Annotated in this window: 17 protein-coding genes; 2 read left to right on the top strand and 15 right to left on the bottom strand. The window is 68.7% G+C overall.

Features of this window, described 5'->3' with window-relative positions; genetic code table 11:
• Position 1 precedes the first annotated feature (1 nt).
• The 4 genes from gatB to J2X01_RS03145 form a co-directional block, all read right to left on the bottom strand.
• The gene (gene gatB, locus J2X01_RS03160) at positions 2–1,507 is read right to left on the bottom strand and encodes an Asp-tRNA(Asn)/Glu-tRNA(Gln) amidotransferase subunit GatB (RefSeq protein WP_310050494.1); all 1,506 of its coding nucleotides are present in this window, start codon (positions 1,505–1,507) and stop codon (positions 2–4) included.
• Positions 1,507–3,081, bottom strand: coding sequence for an Asp-tRNA(Asn)/Glu-tRNA(Gln) amidotransferase subunit GatA (gatA, locus tag J2X01_RS03155; protein ID WP_310050493.1), 1,575 nt, complete (start codon positions 3,079–3,081; stop codon positions 1,507–1,509). The genes gatB and gatA overlap by 1 nt, the downstream gene beginning before the upstream one ends.
• A 4-nt stretch (positions 3,082–3,085) precedes the next feature.
• Positions 3,086–3,382: an Asp-tRNA(Asn)/Glu-tRNA(Gln) amidotransferase subunit GatC gene (gatC, locus tag J2X01_RS03150; protein WP_310050491.1), complete on the bottom strand. Its 297-nt coding sequence runs from the start codon at positions 3,380–3,382 to the stop codon at positions 3,086–3,088.
• A 160-nt stretch (positions 3,383–3,542) separates the two neighbouring features.
• Positions 3,543–5,006, bottom strand: a complete 1,464-nt coding sequence (locus J2X01_RS03145) for a CitMHS family transporter (RefSeq protein WP_310050490.1) — start codon at positions 5,004–5,006, stop codon at positions 3,543–3,545.
• 157 nt (positions 5,007–5,163) lie between these two features.
• Between J2X01_RS03145 and J2X01_RS03140 the strand changes: the two genes are divergently transcribed.
• Both J2X01_RS03140 and J2X01_RS03135 read left to right on the top strand, forming a co-directional pair.
• Positions 5,164–6,885, top strand: a complete 1,722-nt coding sequence (locus J2X01_RS03140) for a sensor histidine kinase (protein ID WP_310050488.1) — start codon at positions 5,164–5,166, stop codon at positions 6,883–6,885.
• On the top strand, positions 6,878–7,549 hold the full coding sequence (locus tag J2X01_RS03135) for a response regulator (protein WP_310050487.1): 672 nt from the start codon (positions 6,878–6,880) through the stop codon (positions 7,547–7,549). Before J2X01_RS03140 ends, J2X01_RS03135 begins: the two co-directional genes overlap by 8 nt.
• 89 nt (positions 7,550–7,638) lie before the next feature.
• On the opposite strand, the gene J2X01_RS03130 is transcribed toward J2X01_RS03135, so the two are convergent.
• The 11 genes from J2X01_RS03130 to J2X01_RS03080 all read right to left on the bottom strand — a co-directional run bounded on the left by J2X01_RS03130 (position 7,639) and on the right by J2X01_RS03080 (position 17,922).
• Positions 7,639–8,022: a RidA family protein gene (locus J2X01_RS03130; RefSeq protein WP_310050486.1), complete on the bottom strand. Its 384-nt coding sequence runs from the start codon at positions 8,020–8,022 to the stop codon at positions 7,639–7,641.
• A 102-nt stretch (positions 8,023–8,124) separates the two neighbouring features.
• The gene (locus tag J2X01_RS03125; protein ID WP_310050485.1) at positions 8,125–8,646 is read right to left on the bottom strand and encodes a hypothetical protein; all 522 of its coding nucleotides are present in this window, start codon (positions 8,644–8,646) and stop codon (positions 8,125–8,127) included.
• Between the two features lie 89 nt (positions 8,647–8,735).
• Positions 8,736–9,239: a GNAT family N-acetyltransferase gene (locus tag J2X01_RS03120; RefSeq protein ID WP_310050484.1), complete on the bottom strand. Its 504-nt coding sequence runs from the start codon at positions 9,237–9,239 to the stop codon at positions 8,736–8,738.
• A gap of 106 nt (positions 9,240–9,345) precedes the next feature.
• A complete protein-coding gene (locus tag J2X01_RS03115) occupies positions 9,346–10,182 on the bottom strand; it encodes an inositol monophosphatase family protein (protein WP_310050483.1) in 837 nt (278 codons plus the stop codon).
• Positions 10,179–12,476: an NAD-dependent DNA ligase LigA gene (ligA, locus tag J2X01_RS03110; RefSeq protein ID WP_310050482.1), complete on the bottom strand. Its 2,298-nt coding sequence runs from the start codon at positions 12,474–12,476 to the stop codon at positions 10,179–10,181. Before ligA ends, J2X01_RS03115 begins: the two co-directional genes overlap by 4 nt.
• 105 nt (positions 12,477–12,581) lie before the next feature.
• Entirely contained in the window at positions 12,582–13,535 is a 954-nt protein-coding gene (locus J2X01_RS03105; protein ID WP_310050480.1) for a zinc-binding dehydrogenase, read from the bottom strand.
• A gap of 255 nt (positions 13,536–13,790) precedes the next feature.
• The gene (locus J2X01_RS03100) at positions 13,791–14,783 is read right to left on the bottom strand and encodes a PP2C family protein-serine/threonine phosphatase (RefSeq protein WP_310050479.1); all 993 of its coding nucleotides are present in this window, start codon (positions 14,781–14,783) and stop codon (positions 13,791–13,793) included.
• Positions 14,780–14,905, bottom strand: a complete 126-nt coding sequence (locus tag J2X01_RS03095; RefSeq protein WP_310050478.1) for a hypothetical protein — start codon at positions 14,903–14,905, stop codon at positions 14,780–14,782. Before J2X01_RS03095 ends, J2X01_RS03100 begins: the two co-directional genes overlap by 4 nt.
• A gap of 111 nt (positions 14,906–15,016) precedes the next feature.
• Positions 15,017–16,393 (bottom strand): adenylate/guanylate cyclase domain-containing protein, encoded by a 1,377-nt coding sequence (locus J2X01_RS03090; protein ID WP_310050476.1) that lies wholly within the window; start codon positions 16,391–16,393, stop codon positions 15,017–15,019.
• Positions 16,383–16,991 (bottom strand): PH domain-containing protein, encoded by a 609-nt coding sequence (locus tag J2X01_RS03085; protein WP_310050475.1) that lies wholly within the window; start codon positions 16,989–16,991, stop codon positions 16,383–16,385. The genes J2X01_RS03090 and J2X01_RS03085 overlap by 11 nt, the downstream gene beginning before the upstream one ends.
• Positions 16,984–17,922: a biotin--[acetyl-CoA-carboxylase] ligase gene (locus J2X01_RS03080; RefSeq protein WP_310050474.1), complete on the bottom strand. Its 939-nt coding sequence runs from the start codon at positions 17,920–17,922 to the stop codon at positions 16,984–16,986. The genes J2X01_RS03085 and J2X01_RS03080 overlap by 8 nt, the downstream gene beginning before the upstream one ends.
• Positions 17,923–17,956 lie beyond the last annotated feature (34 nt).

Below are 17,956 nucleotides of genomic sequence, written 5' to 3'. Positions count from 1 at the left end.
GTTAGCCTTCGACGCCGAGGCGTTCCAGGATCAGCTCGCGGACCCGATTTGCGTCGGCCTGGCCGCGGGTGGCCTTCATAACGCCGCCGACGATCGCGCCGATCGCCTGGAGCTTGCCCCCGCGGATCTTGTCCGCGACGCCGGGCTGCGCGGCGAGGGCCGCGTCGATGGCTTCGAGCAGGGGGCCGTCGTCGGAGACCACGGCCAGGCCGCGGTTCGCCACGATGTCCGCCGGGGTGCCTTCGCCGGCGAGCACGCCGTCGAGGACCTCGGTGGCCATCTTGTTGTTGATCTTGCCGTCTTCGACCATCTTGTTCAGTTCCACGATGGTCGCCGGTGCGACGCCGAGCTGGCCGGGATCGACGTCGGCGTTCTTGGCGCGTCCGACGATTTCGCCCATCCACCATTTGCGGGCCACCGTGGCGGTGGCGCCGGCGGCGATGGTTTCCTCAATCTCGTCCATCACGCCGGCGTTGACGACGTCACGGAATTCCAGGTCGGAATAGCCCCAGTCGGCCTGCAGCCGCTTGCGGCGGGCGGCCGGCGGCTCGGGCAGCGTGGCCCGGAGTTCCTCGACCCACTCGCGCGAGGCGACGATCGGCACCAGGTCCGGTTCCGGGAAGTAGCGGTAGTCGTCGGCGTCGGACTTGGGCCTGCCCGAGGTGGTGGAACGGGTGTCCTCATGCCAGTGGCGGGTTTCCTGGATGACCGGCTCGCCGGAGTCCAGCACGGCGGCGTGCCGCTGGATCTCGTAGCGGACGGCATGTTCGACGGCGCGCAGCGAGTTGACGTTCTTCGTCTCGGAGCGGATGCCGAAGCGTTCGCGGCCGTGCGGACGGAGCGAAACGTTGGCGTCGCAGCGGACGTTGCCGCGTTCCATCTTGGCGTCGGAGACGCCAAGGTTCTTGACGATCTCGCGGACTGCGGCGACGTAGGCCTTGGCGAGTTCGGGCGCGCGGCTGCCGGCGCCCTCGATCGGCTTGGTGACGATCTCGACGAGCGGCACGCCGGAGCGGTTGTAGTCCACGAGCGAGTAGTCCGCGCCCTGGATGCGGCCGGTGGCGCCGCCCATGTGGGTCAGTTTGCCGGCGTCCTCCTCCATGTGCGCGCGCTCGATTTCGACCCGGAACACGGTGCCGTCCGAGAGCTCGATGTCCAGGTAGCCGTCGTACGCGATGGGCTCGTCGTACTGGGAGGTCTGGAAGTTCTTCGGAGTGTCCGGGTAGAAGTAGTTCTTCCGGGCGAAGCGGCAGGTCTCGGCGATCTTGCAGTTGAGCGCCAGTCCGATCTTGATCGAGGACTCGATCGCGGTCCTGTTCACCACCGGCAGCACGCCGGGCATGCCCAGGTCCACCTCGTTGACGTTCGTGTTGGGCTCGTCGCCGAAGACGTTCGGGGCGGAGGAGAACATCTTGGTTTTGGTGTTCAGCTCCACGTGGACCTCGAAGCCCAGGACGGGATCGTACTTCTCCATCGCCTCTTCGAAGCTGAGGGTTGCGTCAGACATTAGTGGGAACCTCCGTGGCTCGCGACGGTGTTGGCGGCGTCAGTCAGTGAAGGGGCCGTCAGTGAAGGGGCACGGTCCAGCAGCGGGCCGCCCCACTGCGCCTCAAGCAGCGATTCGAGCACCGCGCCGACGCGGTACAGCCGGGCGTCCTGGCGGGCCGGGGCCAGCAGCTGGACGCCGACCGGCAGTCCGTCCTCGTCGGCCAGTCCGCCGGGCAGGGACAGCCCGGGGACGCCGGCCATGTTGGCGGGGATCGTGGCGACGTCGTTGAGGTACATCGCCAGCGGGTCGTTGAGTTTCTCGCCGAGCTTGAACGCCGTGGTGGGCGCCGTCGGGGAAATCAGCACGTCGGCCTTGGCGAACGCGGCCTCGAAGTCGCGCTGGATCAGGGTGCGCACCTTCTGGGCCGAACCGTAGTAGGCGTCGTAGTAGCCGGCGCTCAGCGCGTAGGTGCCGAGGATGATGCGGCGCTTGACCTCGTCGCCGAAGCCGGCCGCGCGGGTGGCGCCCATGACGCGTTCAATCGTCATAGGGCCGTCTTCGGGCAGGACCCGCAGGCCGTACCGGACGCCGTCGAACTTGGCCAGGTTGGAGGAGGCCTCCGAGGGCATGATCAGGTAGTAGGCGCCCAGGGCGTACTTGAAGTTGGGGCAGGAAACCTCGACGATTTCGGCGCCGGCGCTCCTGAGCAGCTCCAGGGATTCGTTGAAGCGGTTCTCGACGCCGGCCTGGTAGCCCTCGCCGTGGAGTTCCTTGATGATGCCGATCTTCATGCCGTCCACGTTGCCGATCGACGCGGCGGCCACGAGGTCCTCCAGCGGGTCCGGCAGCGAGGTGGAGTCGTGCGGATCGTGCCCGCCGATGACCTGGTGCAGCAGCGCGGAGTCCAGCACGGTGCGCGAGACCGGGCCGATCTGGTCCAGCGAGGACGCCATCGCGATCGCGCCGTAGCGGGAGACGCCGCCGTAGGTAGGCTTGACGCCGACCGTGCCGGTGACGGCGCCGGGCTGGCGGATCGAGCCGCCGGTGTCGGTGCCGAGGGCCAGCGGCGCCTCGAAGGCCGCGACGGCGGCGGCGGAACCGCCACCGGAGCCGCCGGGGATCCGGTCCAGGTCCCACGGGTTGTGGGTGGGGCCGTAGGCGGAGTGCTCGGTGGAGGAGCCCATCGCGAATTCGTCCAGGTTGGTCTTGCCCAGGATCGGCATCTTCGCGGCGCGCAGGCGCTTGACCACGGTGGCGTCGTACGGGCTGTGCCAGCCTTCGAGGATCTTCGAGCCGGCCGTGGTGGGCTGGCCGATGGTGACGATCAGGTCCTTGACGGCGATCGGGACACCGGCGAGGGTGTGCAGCTCTTCGGCCGCGGCGCCGCCGGCGGTGCGGATCGCGTCCACCTCGGCGGCGACGGCGAGCGCCTCGTCCGTGTTGACGTGCAGGAAGGCGTGGACCTTGCCGTCGACGGCGGCGATACGGTCCAGGTGCGCCTGGGTGACCTCGACGGCGGACACTTCGCGGGCGGCGAGCTTGCCGGCGAGCGCCGCGGCGGAGGAGCGGATCAGTTCGTTGTTCTCAGTCATGTGCTTAGCCCTCATCCAGGATTGCCGGGACCTTGAAGCGGCCTTCGTACGCGTCGGGGGCGCCGGTGAGTGCCTGCTCGGCCGTGAAAGTGTGGCCCACAACGTCCTCGCGGAACACATTCGTCAGCGGGATTGGATGGGACGTGGCCGGAACGTCATCACCGGCGGCTTCACTGACGGATTTCACTGAATCGACGATGACGGCGAGTTCGCCGGCCATCCTGTCCAGCTCTTCAGCACTCATCTCGATGTGCGCGAGACGCGCGAGATGCGCGACGTCGTCGCGGTTGATCGCAGCCATGGATCTCCCCTGCAAGTTCGGATTATTTTCCGTCCCAGTCTACGTGGGTTCGCCTGCTGTTACTTCCCGGCACCATGCCAAACAACGCGGGATCACCTGCGGCCCATCCGGAGGTCCGGAATGGGCCGTAGGTGATCCCGCGTTGCTGTTGGTGGGGTGGTTAGCCGATACCGATGGCTCCGGTGAGGACTCCTACTCCGAGCATGACCAGGGAGATGACCGCGGTGCGCCAGAGGACCTTTTTGTGGTGGTCGCCCAGGTCCACCTTGGCGAGGGAGACCAGCAGTAGGATGGCCGGGACCAGGGGGCTCTGCAGGTGGAAGGGCTGGCCGGTGATGGAGGCGCGGGCCATATCGACGGCGCTGACGCCGTAGTGGGCCGCCGTCTCGCTGAGGACCGGCAGGACACCGAAGTAGAAGGCGTCGTTGCTCATGAAGAACGTCATCGGGATGCTCAGGACGCCGGTGATGATGGCCATGAACGGCCCCATGTCCGCCGGGATGATCTGGACCAGCCATTCCGACATTGCTTTAACCATGCCGGTTCCGTTGAGCACACCGGTGAGGACCGAGGCCGCCATGACCATGCTGACGACGGCGACGATCGAGGGGGCGTGGGCGATCAGTTGGGCACCCTGGTCCTTGACCTTGGGGAAGTTGACCAGGAGGGCGATGGCGGAGCCCACCATGAACACGAACGGGAGCGGGATGATGTTGGCGACGAGCGTCACCATGACTGCAGCCGTCAGGCCGAGGTTGAACCAGAACAGCTTGGGACGCAGGGTCTTTCGGTTGGGATCCAGCGCGGTGTCGGCCATGGCGGTGTCCTGGTCATCGACGAGGACTTCAGTGCGCTCCAGGACGGCGACGGAGGAACCGCCGGCAGGACCGGAGACCCGGGGGCCAGAAACCCGGGGGCCGGTACCCTTGCGGCCGAAGCCGAATCCGAAGCGGCCGGTGCCGCCGTCGGACATCCCGGCGTCACCCGTGCCCCAGATTTCCGGGGCGACGGCGTGGAGGCGGTTGCGTTCCTGCAGGCCGAGCAGCCAGGAGAAGACCAGCACCACAATGAGGCCTGCGATGAGGGACGGGACCATGGGAACGAAGACGTCGTTGACGTCGAGCTTCAGCGCGGTTGCGGCGCGGGCGGTGGGGCCGCCCCACGGGAGGATGTTCATGGTGCCGTTGGCGAGGCCCGCCACGCAGGTCAGGACGACGGGGCTCATCTTGAGCCGCAGATAGACCGGCAGCATCGCCGCGGTGGTGAGGATGAAGGTGGTGGAGCCGTCACCGTCGAGCGAGACCGCGGCGGCGAGGATTGCCGTGCCGAGGACCACCTTGGCGGGGTCGTTGCCGAGCTTGCGCAGGATGAACCTGACCAGCGGGTCAAAGAGCCCGACGTCGATCATCAGGCCGAAGTAGATGATGGCGAACATCAGCAGCGCGGCCGTGGACGTCATGGACTTCATGGAGTCCATGACCATGGTCCCGATGCCGAGGCCGGCGCCGGCGAAAAGCCCGAAAATTGTGGGAACGATGATGAGCGCCAATACGGGCGTCAACTTCTTCGTCATGATCAGCACCATGAATACCGCGATCATGGCGAATCCTAGTAATACCAGCACGGCCGGCTCCTTCTTCGTTGAATCGCACCACCCCGGTGTGATGCGTACTACAGACGTTAGAGTGGCGTCCGTCACGGCTGGGCCTTTGCCTCCTTTGATTGGCATACTGCTTATTGGACGCATTTTGCGCATTGTGCTCACAGCTGAGGGAGGACCGATGAAGGGAAGATCCCGCCGGACTCCGCTGCGCTTCTCCACCCAGACCCTGCTGCTCCAGCTGGGGGTTGTGGCGCTGGTGGTGCTCCTGACCAGCGCCGTGCACGTCTGGCTCACCTACGAGCGCCTCGGCCGCGAGGCGGAGAACCAGGCGCTGACCCTGGCCCGGACCGTGGCCTCGGACCCGGACGTGCGGGCGGAGGTCCAGCGGATCAGCGCCCAGCCTGGCACTCCCCCGGCCGCCGAGCTGCTGGCCGGCCCGCTGATGGCCGCCGCCGAGGGGGCCCGCACCCGCACCGGCGCCCTGTTCGTGGTCATCACGGACGAAACCGGCCTGCGCCTGGCGCACCCCGATGCCGAGCGGCTCGGTGAACGCGTCAGCACTGACCCGTCGGAGGCGCTGGCCGGCAAGGAAGTCACCACCCGGAACACCGGCACCCTCGGCCCCTCCGCCGGGGCCAAGGTTCCGGTGTTCGCCCCGGACCCGGGCACCGTGGTGGGCGAGGTCAGCGTGGGCTATTCCACCGAGTCCATCGGCCAGAGCCTGGCCCGGGACGTTGTCCCGATCGCCCTGACCGCCGCCGGCGCCCTGCTTGTGGGCGTCCTGGCCTCCTTCCTGCTCCGGCGCCGGCTGCAGCGGCTGACCCTGGGGCTGGAACCGGAGGAAATCAGCACGCTGGTCCACGACCAGGTGGCAGTACTGCAGGGCGTCGCCGACGGCGTGATCGGCGTCGCCGCGGACGGCAGGATCAGCGTCTTCAACGCCGCCGCGCGCCGCCTGCTGGGGCAGCCGGACCTCACCGGAACGCCGTGGGCCGATGCCCCGGTGCCGCCCCGCCTGCTCGCCCTGACCAGGGCCGATGCCGCGGAAGGGGACGCGGTGGAACTCGTCGCCGGCGGGCGGGTGCTGGTGGCGAGCGCCCGCAAGGCGCTGCACGGCCGCGAGGACCTGGGCTGGGTTGTCATGCTGCGGGACCGGACCGAACTCCAGCAGTTGACCCGCCAGCTCGACGCCGTGGGCACCATGTCGACCGCGCTCCGGGCGCAGCGGCACGAGTTCGCCAACCAGCTCCACACCATCGCCGGCTTCATGAGCATCGGCCAGCACCAGCAGGCCCGCGACTACTTGGCCAGGCTGGCCGCCACCGGACCGCTGAAGTTCCCGGTGGACCAGGCCGAGCTGCTCCAGGACCCGTACCTGCAGGCCTTCCTCGGTGCCAAGGGCGTGGAAGCGGACGAACGCGGGGTGACCCTGCGGCTGGGCCCGGAAACCCTGGTCCGGGGCCAGGTCACCGAGCCGCAGGAAGTCACCACGGTCCTCGGCAACCTGATCGACAACGCCGTAAACGCCGCCGTCGCGGGCTCGGCGCCGGACCGCTGGGTCGAGGTGGAGGTGCTCGACGGGCCCGGCAGCCCAACGGCGGGCGGCACGCTGCACATCGTCGTCGGCGACTCCGGCGACGGACTGCCTGGCGCCGGGGCGGGCGGCGAGGACGCGGTGTTCGCGGAAGGATTCACGACGTCGGAACGCCCGGCCCGGGCGGGAGCAGGCCAGGGCCTGGGACTGGCGCTGGCGCGCCAGTTGGCGCGCCGCCGCGGCGGGGACGTGCGTGTGCTGGACCCGGGTTCCCCCGGCGGGCCCGGCGCAGTGTTTATGGCGACCCTGCCGGGGACAACGGTGCCCAATGAGACAAAGCCCAACGAAAGGGACAACGGTGTCTGAAGACTTCAGGGTGTTGATTGTGGACGACGATTTCCACGTCGCCAAGCTGCACGCGGCCTATGTGGACTCGGTGGCCGGATTCCTGGCGCTGCCCCCGGCCGGTTCGGCGTCGCAGGCGCTGCAGGCGATCCACAGCCTGCGACCGGACTTGGTGCTGCTGGATGTCTACCTGCCGGACGCTTCCGGCCTGGACCTGCTGCACCAGCTGGATGTGGACACGATGATCCTCAGCGCAGCCTCGGATACGGCCTCGCTCCGGCTCGCGTTCCGGCGCGGGGCGCTGGGCTATCTGCTCAAGCCGTTCACGGCCGAATCGCTGTCCCAGCTGCTGCGCTCCTATGCGCGGTACCGGCGGATCCTGGCACAGCCGGGAAACGTCGGCCAGGAAACCGTGGAACGGGCCAAACGCGCGCTCATCCCGGGGGACGTCATCGCCTCGGCCAGGCCCCGGTCCGCCACCGAGGCCGCCGTGCTGGAATCGCTGGAACGGGGCGGGCAGTATTCGGCGGCCGAGGTGGCCACCCGGGTGGGTGTTTCCCGGGCCACGGCCCAGCGGTACCTGTCAGCGCTCGCCGACGACGGCGCCGTCGACATCCAGTTGCGCTACGGCACCACCGGCCGGCCCGAGCACCGCTACGGGCTGCCGCCGGGGGCAACCGTCTGAGCCGCCCGCCCCAAACATCGCGGGGGATCACAGTCACCTACGGCCCATCGGGGACCTCCGGATGGGCCGTAGGTGACCCCACGTTCTGGTTAGCTGGTGCTTTTCTGGGCCACGAGTTCGATTTCGACCAGCATCTTGGGGTCCAGGAACGGGAGCACGTGGACCAGGGCCAGGCTGGGCCGGATCTCGCCGAAGACTTCGCCATGGGCGCGTCCGGCTTCCTCCCACTGGCTGATGTCTGTCAGGTACAGCTTGGACTGCACAACGTCCGCGTAATCGAAGCCGGCGTCGGCCAGTACGGTGCCGAGTTTGTCCAGGATGAAGCGGGTCTGGGTGTAGAAGTCCGCGCCGACCACGCCATCCTCGCCGCTGGCGGCGGTGGCGGAGATGTAGAGGGTGTTGTCCACCTGGACAGCCCTGGAGTAGCCGACCTTCTGTTCCCAGACGGAACCGGTGCCGAATGTTTTGCGCATGGAGATGCCTTTCGTAGTGTGGCGTGGAGTCGGCACCACTTTAGGGCGGCGGACGCCACCGCCGGTAAACCGGCGGAAATGTGTCAGCCCGGACGCCCCCGGCTAACCGCTGATATCCCGGCTTATCCGGAACGCGTTGCGGCGGGCGTGCTCGTGGACGCGGCTCAACGCCTCAATCTGCGAGCGGGCCTCGTCGCCCAGCTTCACGAACGTTCCGCGGTCCAGCCCGAGGTCGGGAGCGAGCTCCTCCAGGGTCTGCCAGCCGCCGAGTTTACCCAGGATCGCCGCGCGCATCAGCTCGGACTCCAGCACCATGGTCATCGGGGAACGCCGGACAATGCGGCCGTTGAGTTTCAGCCGGCCCACACGTTCGGCCAGCCACGCTGCCGCCTGCCGGTACGGCCGCTGCCGTACGCCAAGGTCGTGGATCAGGCCGCGCAGAAAGTCCCGCTCCCGGCGGATCTCCGCGCTGACGCGCGCGATATCGGCGGAAACCGGTGTGTCGGCGAAAGCCTCTGCCATCCGCTCGATCCGGGCCAGCCCCGCGGTAGCCCCGGTCAGATGGTCCGACAGATATAGGCCCAGGAGCTGTGCGTCGATCGAGCCGGGAATGTGCGGTGCCATGGAGCCTCCAGGGTGTGCCGGTTGCCTGAGCGTGTCGGTTGAAAAACCTTACCGCACGCCGGTTGGCGGTCCGCGGGTGTCCCCGGGGCTTAGAGCTGCTGGCGGTAGACCAGCAGTTTGATGTCGGTGTCCGGCACGATCCAGTCGCGCTCGGGGGCCCGCTGGAAGCCGGTCTTGAGATAGAGGCCGTGGGCACTTTCCCAGGTAAGGCCCGTGGTCAGGGCCACGGCATGGATCCCGGGCAACGAGCGGGCGTGTTCCAGGATGGCGTGGACCATGGCCCTGCCGGCGCCGCTGCGCTGGACGGCCGGGTCCACTACGAGCATCCGGAATTCCAGCTCGTCGCTCCGGGCGATGTCCGCATAGGGTTCGCCGGCGACGGCAAGGGTCACTGAACCGACGATCCGGTCCTCCCGCTCCGCCACCCAGATCGTGGCCTTCGCGGCCCGGCGGGCCACGTCCTGGATCTGCCGCATATACGGGTGGTCGGCGCTCTGAAAATAGCCCGCGGCCAGGTACGCGTCCCGGGTGATGCGCGCGATGGCGTCGAAGTCAGCCGGAACGGCGGGGCGGATGAGGATCTGCGGATGCACCTGCCCATGGTACGGGCGCGCGCCGCCGGGAGGCCCCCACATGGGGGCTTTCCGTGACCGAACTATCAGAACAGGCAGGCCGGTACCAGCGGTCCGCCCGGTTCGTTCAGAGCGGGAACTTGCCCGAGAGTTCCAGCGTCCCGGCGCAGGTCCAGGCGGCGAGTCGTTCGTCGTCGGACGGGCCGCCGGCCAGCGGGCTGGTCAGCCGCGGGCGGCGCACCCAGCAGCCGGCCTCCTCGGCGATCAGGGCGCCGGCGGCGAAGTCGTGTTCGTTGAGGCCGCGTTCGCCGTAGGCGTCGTGGGTGCCGTCCGCCACGAGGCAGAGGTCCAGGGCGGCGGAGCCCAGGCGGCGGACGTCGGCGAAGCCGTCCATGATGCTGCCCAGTCCGGCGGCCTGTTCCGCCCGGACGGCCGGGTCGTAGCTGAAGCCGGTGGCCAGGATCAGCCCGGTGCGCCCCGCAACCGGGCCGGACAGCGGCGTCACCCGCCCCGCTTCCTCCAGCCAGGCCCCGTGCCCGCGCAGCGCGTAGTACGTCCGGCCCAGGGCCGGGGCGTTGACGACGCCGGCCAGCCAGACGCCGTCGGGGTCCGCCACCGCGACGGAGGTGCCGTAGTAGACGATGTTGCGGATGAAGTTGGTGGTCCCGTCCAGCGGGTCGATGGACCAGCGGTAGCCGCTGGGCGTCGCCGGCAGGACCGTGCCGCCCTCCTCGCCGGTGATGGTGTCGAACGGCCGCGCCGCGGTGATGACGTCCCGGACGGCGGTTTCCGCGGCGAGGTCGAACGCCGTGACCCAGTCCCCGGAGTCGCCCTTGTTACTGACGTCCAGTTCGGCCGCGTTCCGGCCTGCCAGCACCGCAGCCCCGGCCGCCGCGGCCCGCTGCGCGAGTTCCAGCAGCCCGGCGGCGGGTCCGGCGGTCGGGCCGGGCGCATCGGCGGTCATTCGGTCACGACTTCCTGGTGGTCCTCTTCGGCATCCTCAACAGCGCCGTCGCCCGCGTCATCCCCGGCCTCCGCGGGTTCCGCGGAACGGTCCGCCGAAGCGTCCGCGGGGCCGTCTGCGGGGCCGTTGGCCAGCAGGGCCCGGAAGCCGTCCTCGTCCAGGACCGGCACGCCAAGCTGTTCGGCCTTGTCCAGCTTGGTGCCCGCGTTCTCGCCGGCCACCACGTAGCTGGTGTTCTTCGAGACCGAGCCGGCTGCCTTGCCGCCGCGGACCAGGATCGCTTCCTTCGCCTCGTCCCGGCTGAAGCCCTCCAGGCTGCCGGTCACCACGATCGTTAGTCCTTCCAGGGTCCTGGGCATGGACTCGTCGCGCTCGTCCTGCATCCGGACGCCGTCGGCCGCCCAAGTGTCCACGATCTCGCGGTGCCAGTCCTCGGTGAACCACTCGGTCAGGGCGGCGGCGATCACCGGGCCGACGCCGTCGACGTGTGCGAGTTCCTCTTCGGAGGCCTGCCGGATCGCGTCCATGCTGCCGAACGCCGTGGCGAGGGCACGGGAGGCCCGGGGTCCGACGTGCCGGATGGACAGCGCCACCAGGACGCGCCAGAGCGGCTGCGTCCTGGCTTTCTCCAGTTCGCGGAACAGCTTCTCGGTGGTGGCCGTGGGCTTGGAGGGCGTCTTGGCGGTGCCCTTGCTGTAGAAGTACGGCACCAGCTCGAACTCGCCGGTGGCCACACCTTTGGACCGTTTTTCCCGCCGGATGCGCACGACGGCGAGGTCTTCGGGCTTGAGCCTGAACAGGTTCGCCTCGGTGGTCAGCGGTGCGGTCTCCGGCTCAGCCGGCTGGGTCAGGGCGATCGCGGCTTCCCAGCCGAGGGCCTCGATGTCGAAGGCGCCGCGGCCGGCCAGATGGAACACGCGTTCGCGCAGCTGCGCCGGGCAGGACCGGGAGTTGGGGCAGCGGATATCCACGTCCCCTTCCTTGGCCGGCGCCAGGGGTGTGCCGCAGGCGGGGCATTCGGTGGGCATCACGAAGTCGCGGACCGGCGGGTCCTGGATGTCCCGGAGGGCCAGGACCGGCCCGACGATTTCGGGGATAACGTCACCGGCCTTGCGGAGCACCACGATGTCGCCGATCTTGACACCCTTGGCCTTGACGACCTCCTGGTTGTGCAGGGTGGCCATCTCCACGGTGGAGCCAGCCACCTTGACCGGTTCCATCACGCCGTACGGGGTGACACGGCCGGTGCGGCCGACGTTGACAGCGATGTCCAGCAGCTTGGTGTGGACTTCCTCCGGCGGGTATTTGTACGCGACGGCCCAGCGCGGAACCCGGGTCGTATAGCCCAGGGCCCGCTGGGTGGCGAAATCGTCGACCTTGACCACAATGCCGTCGATTTCGTGGCTGAGGCTGTGCCGCTTGTCGCCGTAGCGGGTGATGAATTCCAGCACGTCCCTGAGTCCGGGCAGGACCTCGAAGTAGGGGCTGGTGGGCAGCCCCCACTCGGCGAGCTGCCGGTAGGTGTCGGACTGGCTGACTGTGCCGAGTCCTTCGCGGGCGCCGATGCCGTGCACGTACATCCGAAGTGGGCGCTTGGCGGTTTCCGCCGGGTCCTTCTGGCGCAGCGAGCCGGCCGCGGCGTTGCGGGGGTTGGCCAGGGGCGCCTTGCCGGCCTCGATCAGCGCCTCGTTGAATTCGGCGAAGGCCTGGGACGGGATGAAGACCTCGCCGCGGACTTCCATCTCCGCCGGGAAGCCGGCGCCGCTGAGCTGCTGCGGGATCTCCTTGATGGTGAGGACGTTGTGGGTGATGTCCTCCCCTGTCGTGCCATCGCCGCGGGTGGCGGCCCGGATCAGCGTGCCGTCGCGGTAGAGCAGGTTGACGGCGAGGCCGTCAATTTTGAGTTCAGTGAGCCAGGCCGGCGTCCCGTTGCCGAGTTTGGCGATGTTGGCTTCCGCCTTGGCGATCCAGGCTTCCAGCTCCTCGAGGGAAAAGACGTCCTCGAGGCTGTACATCCGCTGCAGGTGTTCGACGGCGGCAAAGGCGGCGGACACTTCGCCGCCCACCTCCTGGGTCGGGGAATCGTTCGCCACGAGTTCCGGGTGCATGGCCTCGATGGTTTCCAGCCGCCGGTACAGTTCGTCGAACTCGGCGTCCGAAATGATCGGCGCGTCCTCCTGGTAGTACGCGAAGCGGTGCTTGCGGACCTCCTCGACCAGGACCTCGTACTCTTCGCGCACGGCCTCGTTGGGGGTTAGTGTTTCGGCGCCTGCTGCAGTGTTCCCTGTGCTCACAGACCTATCCTGCCCTAGATCACCGACAATGTCCGGTCAGGATCCGGGTGCCGCCGCGACACCCGGATCCAGCGGGCACTGCAGCGGCCACCGGAGCCAGGGGTCTTACCCGTAGATGGCGATGAACCGGCCGACCACGCCGCCGGCGCGCAGCTGGTCGATTGCGCCGGGGATCTCCGCCTGCGTGATGAGGTTCATGGGCGGGTTCAGCTGGCCGGACTTCATCAGCTCGTAGATCCCCTCGAGGTCTCCCCGTGTGCCGGACTTGGAGCCCTTGATGGTGAGCTGTTTGATGATCAGCGGGTAGGTGTTGATGGTGGACTCGAGCCGGCCCATGCCGACCTGGACGAGGGTGCCGAACTCGGCGAGCGTCTCGATGGCGGCCGAGGTGGTGGTGCCGAACCCGGCGTAGTCGACGATGAGGTCGAGGTTCTTGTCCTTGAACGCGTCGATCGAGTCGGCGACGCCGGCGAGGCCGATCTCGTCGGCAAGCTTCTGCGTTTCCGGGTTAACCTCCGCCCCGTACACCTCAGCGCCGGCCAGCACGGCCACCCGGGCGCCGATGTAGCCGAGTCCGCCGAGTCCGATCACACCGACCTTCATGCCGGCCCTGGCGCCGCCGACGGTCATGATGGCGTGGTAGGAGGTGAGACCGGCATCGGTCGCCATCGCGCCGAGCTCGAACGTGACCTCGTCGGGAAGCCTGACGAGGTTGTCCGCGGTTGCCAGGAGCCTGGGGCCGAAGCCGCCGTCCCACTTGCCGTAACCGATGGCATCGCCGTCGCTCATGACCGGGGCGAGGCCCACCCGGTCCCCGACCTTCCACTGCTCCATGCCTTCGCCGACTTCGGTGATAACGCCGGCGTTCTCGTGTCCCATGGTGCGCGGGAGGTGCGGGAAGAGCGGCATCCAGCCGGCGTCGTCGAGCGCGGTCACGTCGGAGTGGCAGACGCCGGCGGCCTTGACTTCGACGACGACCTGGCCTGGACCCGCGTGCGGCTCTGCGACCTCGTTGAGCTCCAGCGGCTTGTTCGTGCCGGTAAACTGCCATGCCTTCATGCGTTGTCTCCTTGGGTGTGTTGGACCATGGAATATCGGCGCCGGCATAGCCTCGGGGACCCGTGCCGGACGTAATACCGGCACTCTACGCCGGATACAAGGCAGGCCTGGTGTGCCGGGGAAACTCCCGGGGAACTGTCCCTGAACGAGCCGTGGCCCGCGACGGCGCCGGAGCGGCCTCCCCACCCCCGATGCCCTATCAGTTGTTGCCCTTCTGAGCGTCGGATAGGGACAACAACTGCAAGGTCAACAGGATCAGTCGGTGTCCGGCGCCGCAGCCGGCGCGTCGGCGGCCGGTTCCCCGGCGGCGGTCCCGGACCCGGAAACCAGCTCCCCGTTGGGGGCGAGGTCCAGTGCCTCGGTCCGGGGCAGGGCGTCCTCGACCTCCGCCGCGGCGGCGCGGCGAGGGGCTGTCAGGGCGGCACCGTCGTCGTTGCTGACGTTGCTGGCGTCCAGCACGATGCAGGTGACATTGTCCCGGCCGCCGCTGCGCAGGGCCGCCTGGATCAGTTCATCCACGGCAGTCTGCGGGTCCGTCCGGGAGCGCAGGATGTTGGAGATTTGGTTGTCGTCGAGTTCACCGTTGAGCCCGTCGGAGCAAACCAGGATCCGGTCGCCCTCCTCGATGGGCAGCAGCCAGTAGTCAGCCTCGATCTCGTCGCCGGAGCCCAGCGCACGGGTGACGACGTGCCGCCGCGGGTGCACGGCGGCCTCGGCAGGGCTGATCTGCCCGGCGTCGACCAGTTCCTGGACCTCAGAGTGGTCGACGCTGACCTGGCTGAGCTTGCCCTGGCTCAGCCGGTACGTCCGGGAGTCGCCAATGTTGAGAACCAGCCAGTACGGGACGCCCGTCTGCTCCACCACCACAACGCCGGAGAGGGTGGTCCCGGCCCGCGAGCCCGTGGCCTCGCGGATGCGCTCATCGGCCATCAGGAGGTATTCCTGCACGACGCCGGCGGTGGCGTCCCGTTCCCCGCTCGCCAGCTGCGGGATTTCGGCGAGCGTGCCCACGCAGATAGCGCTGGCGATTTCGCCGGCCTCATGCCCGCCCATGCCGTCCGCGACAGCGAAGACGGGATCTGCGGCGATGAAGGAATCCTCGTTCATCTCGCGGCGCAGGCCGCGGTCCGTGCCGTAGCCGCAGCTCAGCCGCAGGCTGGAAGCTGCGCTGGGCGGACTGCCCGGCGACGGGGCCGGGGCACTGTCGGAACTGGCTGGGGGTGGAACGGCGGCCGGCTGGGGATTCATGCCTGTCCTAGGTGGAAGGAGCGGTTACCGAAGTGCACGGTCACCGGCGGCAGCCAGCCCAGCGCCGCGGCGCCCAGACGTTTTCCGGCGCCAGCGGGTACCGGTTCAAGCTTGCTCGGCATGGCCGGGCCTCCCCCTTGTCCGCGGACCGTGGCCGGACGGCTGTGTAAGGGGGATACTACCGGGGATCAGGCCGGCCTGCCCGACCGCGGGAGTCGCGCCGTCGGGTGCCGTTAATCCAGGACCAGCCCGCGGCCGCTGCCGCGTTGCAGCTCCACCGGGTGGATTTCGCCGAAGCCGCGGACATCCTCAGCGGGACGCGGAAGCAGCACGAACCGTTCGTCGTGTTCCAGCGCGGACGCCGTCATGGAGTCCACCAGCACGGTCCCCGGATCGGCCAGCGCCGTGAGCCGCGCCGCCAGGTTCACCGTCGGACCGTAGATATCACCGAGCCGGGAAAGGATGCGGCCCCAGACCATGGCCACCCGTGCCTGCGGCAGGATCTCATCCTCGGTGAAGGCCTGGCACAGGGCGAGGGAGATTTCGGCGCCGGCCGCTGGAGTCTCGGCGATATACAGCACTTCGTCACCCACGGTCTTGACCAGGCGTCCGCCGCCCACCGAGATGATCTCGGCGCACTTGTTCTCAAAGCGCTGGACCAGTTGGGCGAGGGTCTTTTCGTTCATCCTGCGGGACAGGCTGGTGTAGGAAACCAGGTCCGCGAATCCCACCGCACGTGCCAGCGGCAGCGGGGCGTCGTCCTCGTCGCCTTCACGGCCCTCCTCGCTGGACGCCAGCCCGGCCTCGGCGCGCACGGCCAGGCGCTGGACGCCGGCGTTGAGCTGGCGGCGCCAGGAGTAGAGCAGCATTTCCTCCATCGCGTCGACGAGGGACGGCAGTTCACTAACCAGGCGCTTGCGGGCGACTGCGTCAGTGACGCCCTGCTGGTGGACCATGTCCTCGACAAGTGCTTCGATCTGCCAGACCACCATGCGGTCCGTCATCTGGCCGATGGCGCGGGTGACGGAAATCGCGGCTTCCTCGGTGAGCCTGCCGGACCGGACCTGGTCCACGACGATAGTCAGCGCAGCCTGGTCGCGTTCAGTGAAGGCAACGTCCTCGTCGCCGATGTTGGGAAAGCCCAGGGCCCGCCAGAGTTTGCGGGCGGAGAGCAGGGACAGCCCGGCGCCGGCGGCGACTTCGCGGCGACGGAGCTTGCGTTCCCCGCCGAGCAGCCGCTGCTCCAGCGCCTTCAGTGCGATGCGTTCGGCGGACAGGGTGCCGGTGGGAGGCGCGACGGCGGCGGACTGTCCGGCTCCGTCCGGACCGGCGTTGGAGTCGTCGTTGGAGTCGGACTCGGAGTCGGAGTCGCCCGCGTCGTCGGCGTCAGACCCGGCGTCGGGCGCTTCCACCGTGACATCGGTGTCCGCGGAATCGGGCAGCCATGCCTCGGAGTTGGCGGCGCCGTTCGAAGCGTCCCCTTCTTCCCTGTGGGCCACCGAGTCGAGGACGGCTTCCTGGAGGCTGGCGGTCTCGACGACGGCGTCCGGAACCTGTGACGGTTCCTCGTCCAGGAGTCCGGTGTCCTGGTGGACGTTCTCAGCGCTCATCTCTTCCACCTTCTCTCGTGTCCCACGGCCGCGCCGCATCGGGGTTGTGCATCATGCCCTCGGAGCCCGGGACCCCGTCGCGCGGGAGATCGTTGATGGCGTCGAGGATGAAGTTTCGGAACGTCGCGACCTCCGGAACGTCGGGCACCACCATGCTGGTGGGGTACCCGGTCTCCAAGGATATATTCCCGGAGCGCAATATGCGTTGTAGCAACGACTGATGGATCACCACATTATGGACGATGTGCAGGGAAACCTGCTGGTCGCGCCGCCGCAGCATACCGTACCGGGTCACCAGGCGCTGACTCGTCAGGGTGTACTTTGTAGCGTGCCAGGTCATGACCCGGGGCAGGCAATAACCCAGCAGCACCCATGCCGCCAGCGCAATGCACACACCGATCAGCCAGGGCGTCCACTCCTTGGCCGACCCTTTGATCAGCGGGATGAGCTGCGCCGGCCCGCCCTTCACGATCCAGGCGCTGGCATAGGCGGCCAGCGCCGGAACCAGGATAAACATCAGCGCCGGGACAATGAGGGTCCTGGGCTGCGGCCGGGTCACCACAATCACTTGCTCGCCCGGGAGGAGCTCTTTACGCATAACCGCTTTCGGCGCCCGGATGCTGGCCCTCGCCGCTTTCCGTGCCGGGGGGCGTCCAGGGACGCAGGTGCACCACATCGCCGGCCGTCACGACGTGCTCATGTCCGCCGGAATCCACCACCAGGAGTGAGCCGTAGTCATCCAGGCGGGTGGCGTGGCCGATGATCTCGTGGTCGCCGGGCAGCTGGGCGCGGACCTGCTTGCCCAGCGTCGTCAGCACGTGCTCGACCCGCTTGTGCAATGAAGGGCCGCCCGCCATCCCGGCGGCGGGATCGCCGTCGGCGTCGCAGAAGCTGCGGTAAAGCGTGGCGAACCGGGACAGGTAGCTCTTCAGCAGCTCGGTCCGGTCCACCGACGTCGGGTGTTCCAGCAGGACGGAGGTGGCGGTGGGCACCGGAAGTTCGGCCTCGGTGAGGGTCACGTTCAGCCCGGTCCCCAGCACCACGGGCGGCACGGCGCCGCCGGCCATCGGGCCCAGCTGGGCGAGGATGCCGGCGATCTTCCCGCCGCGGACCAGGACGTCGTTGGGCCACTTCAGCTCGGCCGGAATCCCCGCGGTCTCCAGCAGGGCCTCGCGCAGGGCCAGCGCCGCGAGCAGCGACAGCCAGGAATAACTCTGGGTCGGCAGCGGGCGACCCTCGGCGTTGACCGGGCGGAGCACCAGCGAAACGGAAACGGCGCTGCGGGCGGGAGCCTCCCAGTGGCGGTCGAGACGGCCGCGGGCGGCGCTCTGGTATTCGGCCGTGAGCACGGTGAGATCCGGATACGCCCCGGGATCCTCGGTGGCGCCGCGGAGCAGATCAGCGTTCGTGGAACCCGTAGATTCCACCACCGTGAGCCGCGGAATGCCGTGGGCGGAGAGGAACTCCCCGGCGTTGAGGGCGTTCACGTCAAGGGGCGGTCGGTCCTGGGCTTCCTGCGCGGCTTCCATGCAATGAATCCTACCGAGTCAGCGCGCTGTCGGC

Origin of the sequence: Arthrobacter ginsengisoli, assembly GCF_031456935.1 — a bacterium.
GTDB lineage: Bacteria > Actinomycetota > Actinomycetes > Actinomycetales > Micrococcaceae > Arthrobacter > Arthrobacter ginsengisoli.
This window is presented reverse-complemented; position numbering and strand designations above follow the sequence as displayed.

Coding starts and splice junctions, on each gene's coding strand:
- gatB (WP_310050494.1), bottom strand. CDS start 1,507: ATGTCTGACGCAACCCTCAGCTTCGAAGAGGCGATGGAGAAGTACGAT.
- gatA (WP_310050493.1), bottom strand. CDS start 3,081: ATGACTGAGAACAACGAACTGATCCGCTCCTCCGCCGCGGCGCTCGCC.
- gatC (WP_310050491.1), bottom strand. CDS start 3,382: ATGGCTGCGATCAACCGCGACGACGTCGCGCATCTCGCGCGTCTCGCG.
- J2X01_RS03140 (WP_310050488.1), top strand. CDS start 5,164: ATGAAGGGAAGATCCCGCCGGACTCCGCTGCGCTTCTCCACCCAGACC.
- J2X01_RS03130 (WP_310050486.1), bottom strand. CDS start 8,022: ATGCGCAAAACATTCGGCACCGGTTCCGTCTGGGAACAGAAGGTCGGC.
- J2X01_RS03125 (WP_310050485.1), bottom strand. CDS start 8,646: ATGGCACCGCACATTCCCGGCTCGATCGACGCACAGCTCCTGGGCCTA.
- J2X01_RS03115 (WP_310050483.1), bottom strand. CDS start 10,182: ATGACCGCCGATGCGCCCGGCCCGACCGCCGGACCCGCCGCCGGGCTG.
- J2X01_RS03105 (WP_310050480.1), bottom strand. CDS start 13,535: ATGAAGGCATGGCAGTTTACCGGCACGAACAAGCCGCTGGAGCTCAAC.
- J2X01_RS03100 (WP_310050479.1), bottom strand. CDS start 14,783: ATGAATCCCCAGCCGGCCGCCGTTCCACCCCCAGCCAGTTCCGACAGT.
- J2X01_RS03095 (WP_310050478.1), bottom strand. CDS start 14,905: ATGCCGAGCAAGCTTGAACCGGTACCCGCTGGCGCCGGAAAACGTCTG.
- J2X01_RS03090 (WP_310050476.1), bottom strand. CDS start 16,393: ATGAGCGCTGAGAACGTCCACCAGGACACCGGACTCCTGGACGAGGAA.
- J2X01_RS03085 (WP_310050475.1), bottom strand. CDS start 16,991: ATGCGTAAAGAGCTCCTCCCGGGCGAGCAAGTGATTGTGGTGACCCGG.
- J2X01_RS03080 (WP_310050474.1), bottom strand. CDS start 17,922: ATGGAAGCCGCGCAGGAAGCCCAGGACCGACCGCCCCTTGACGTGAAC.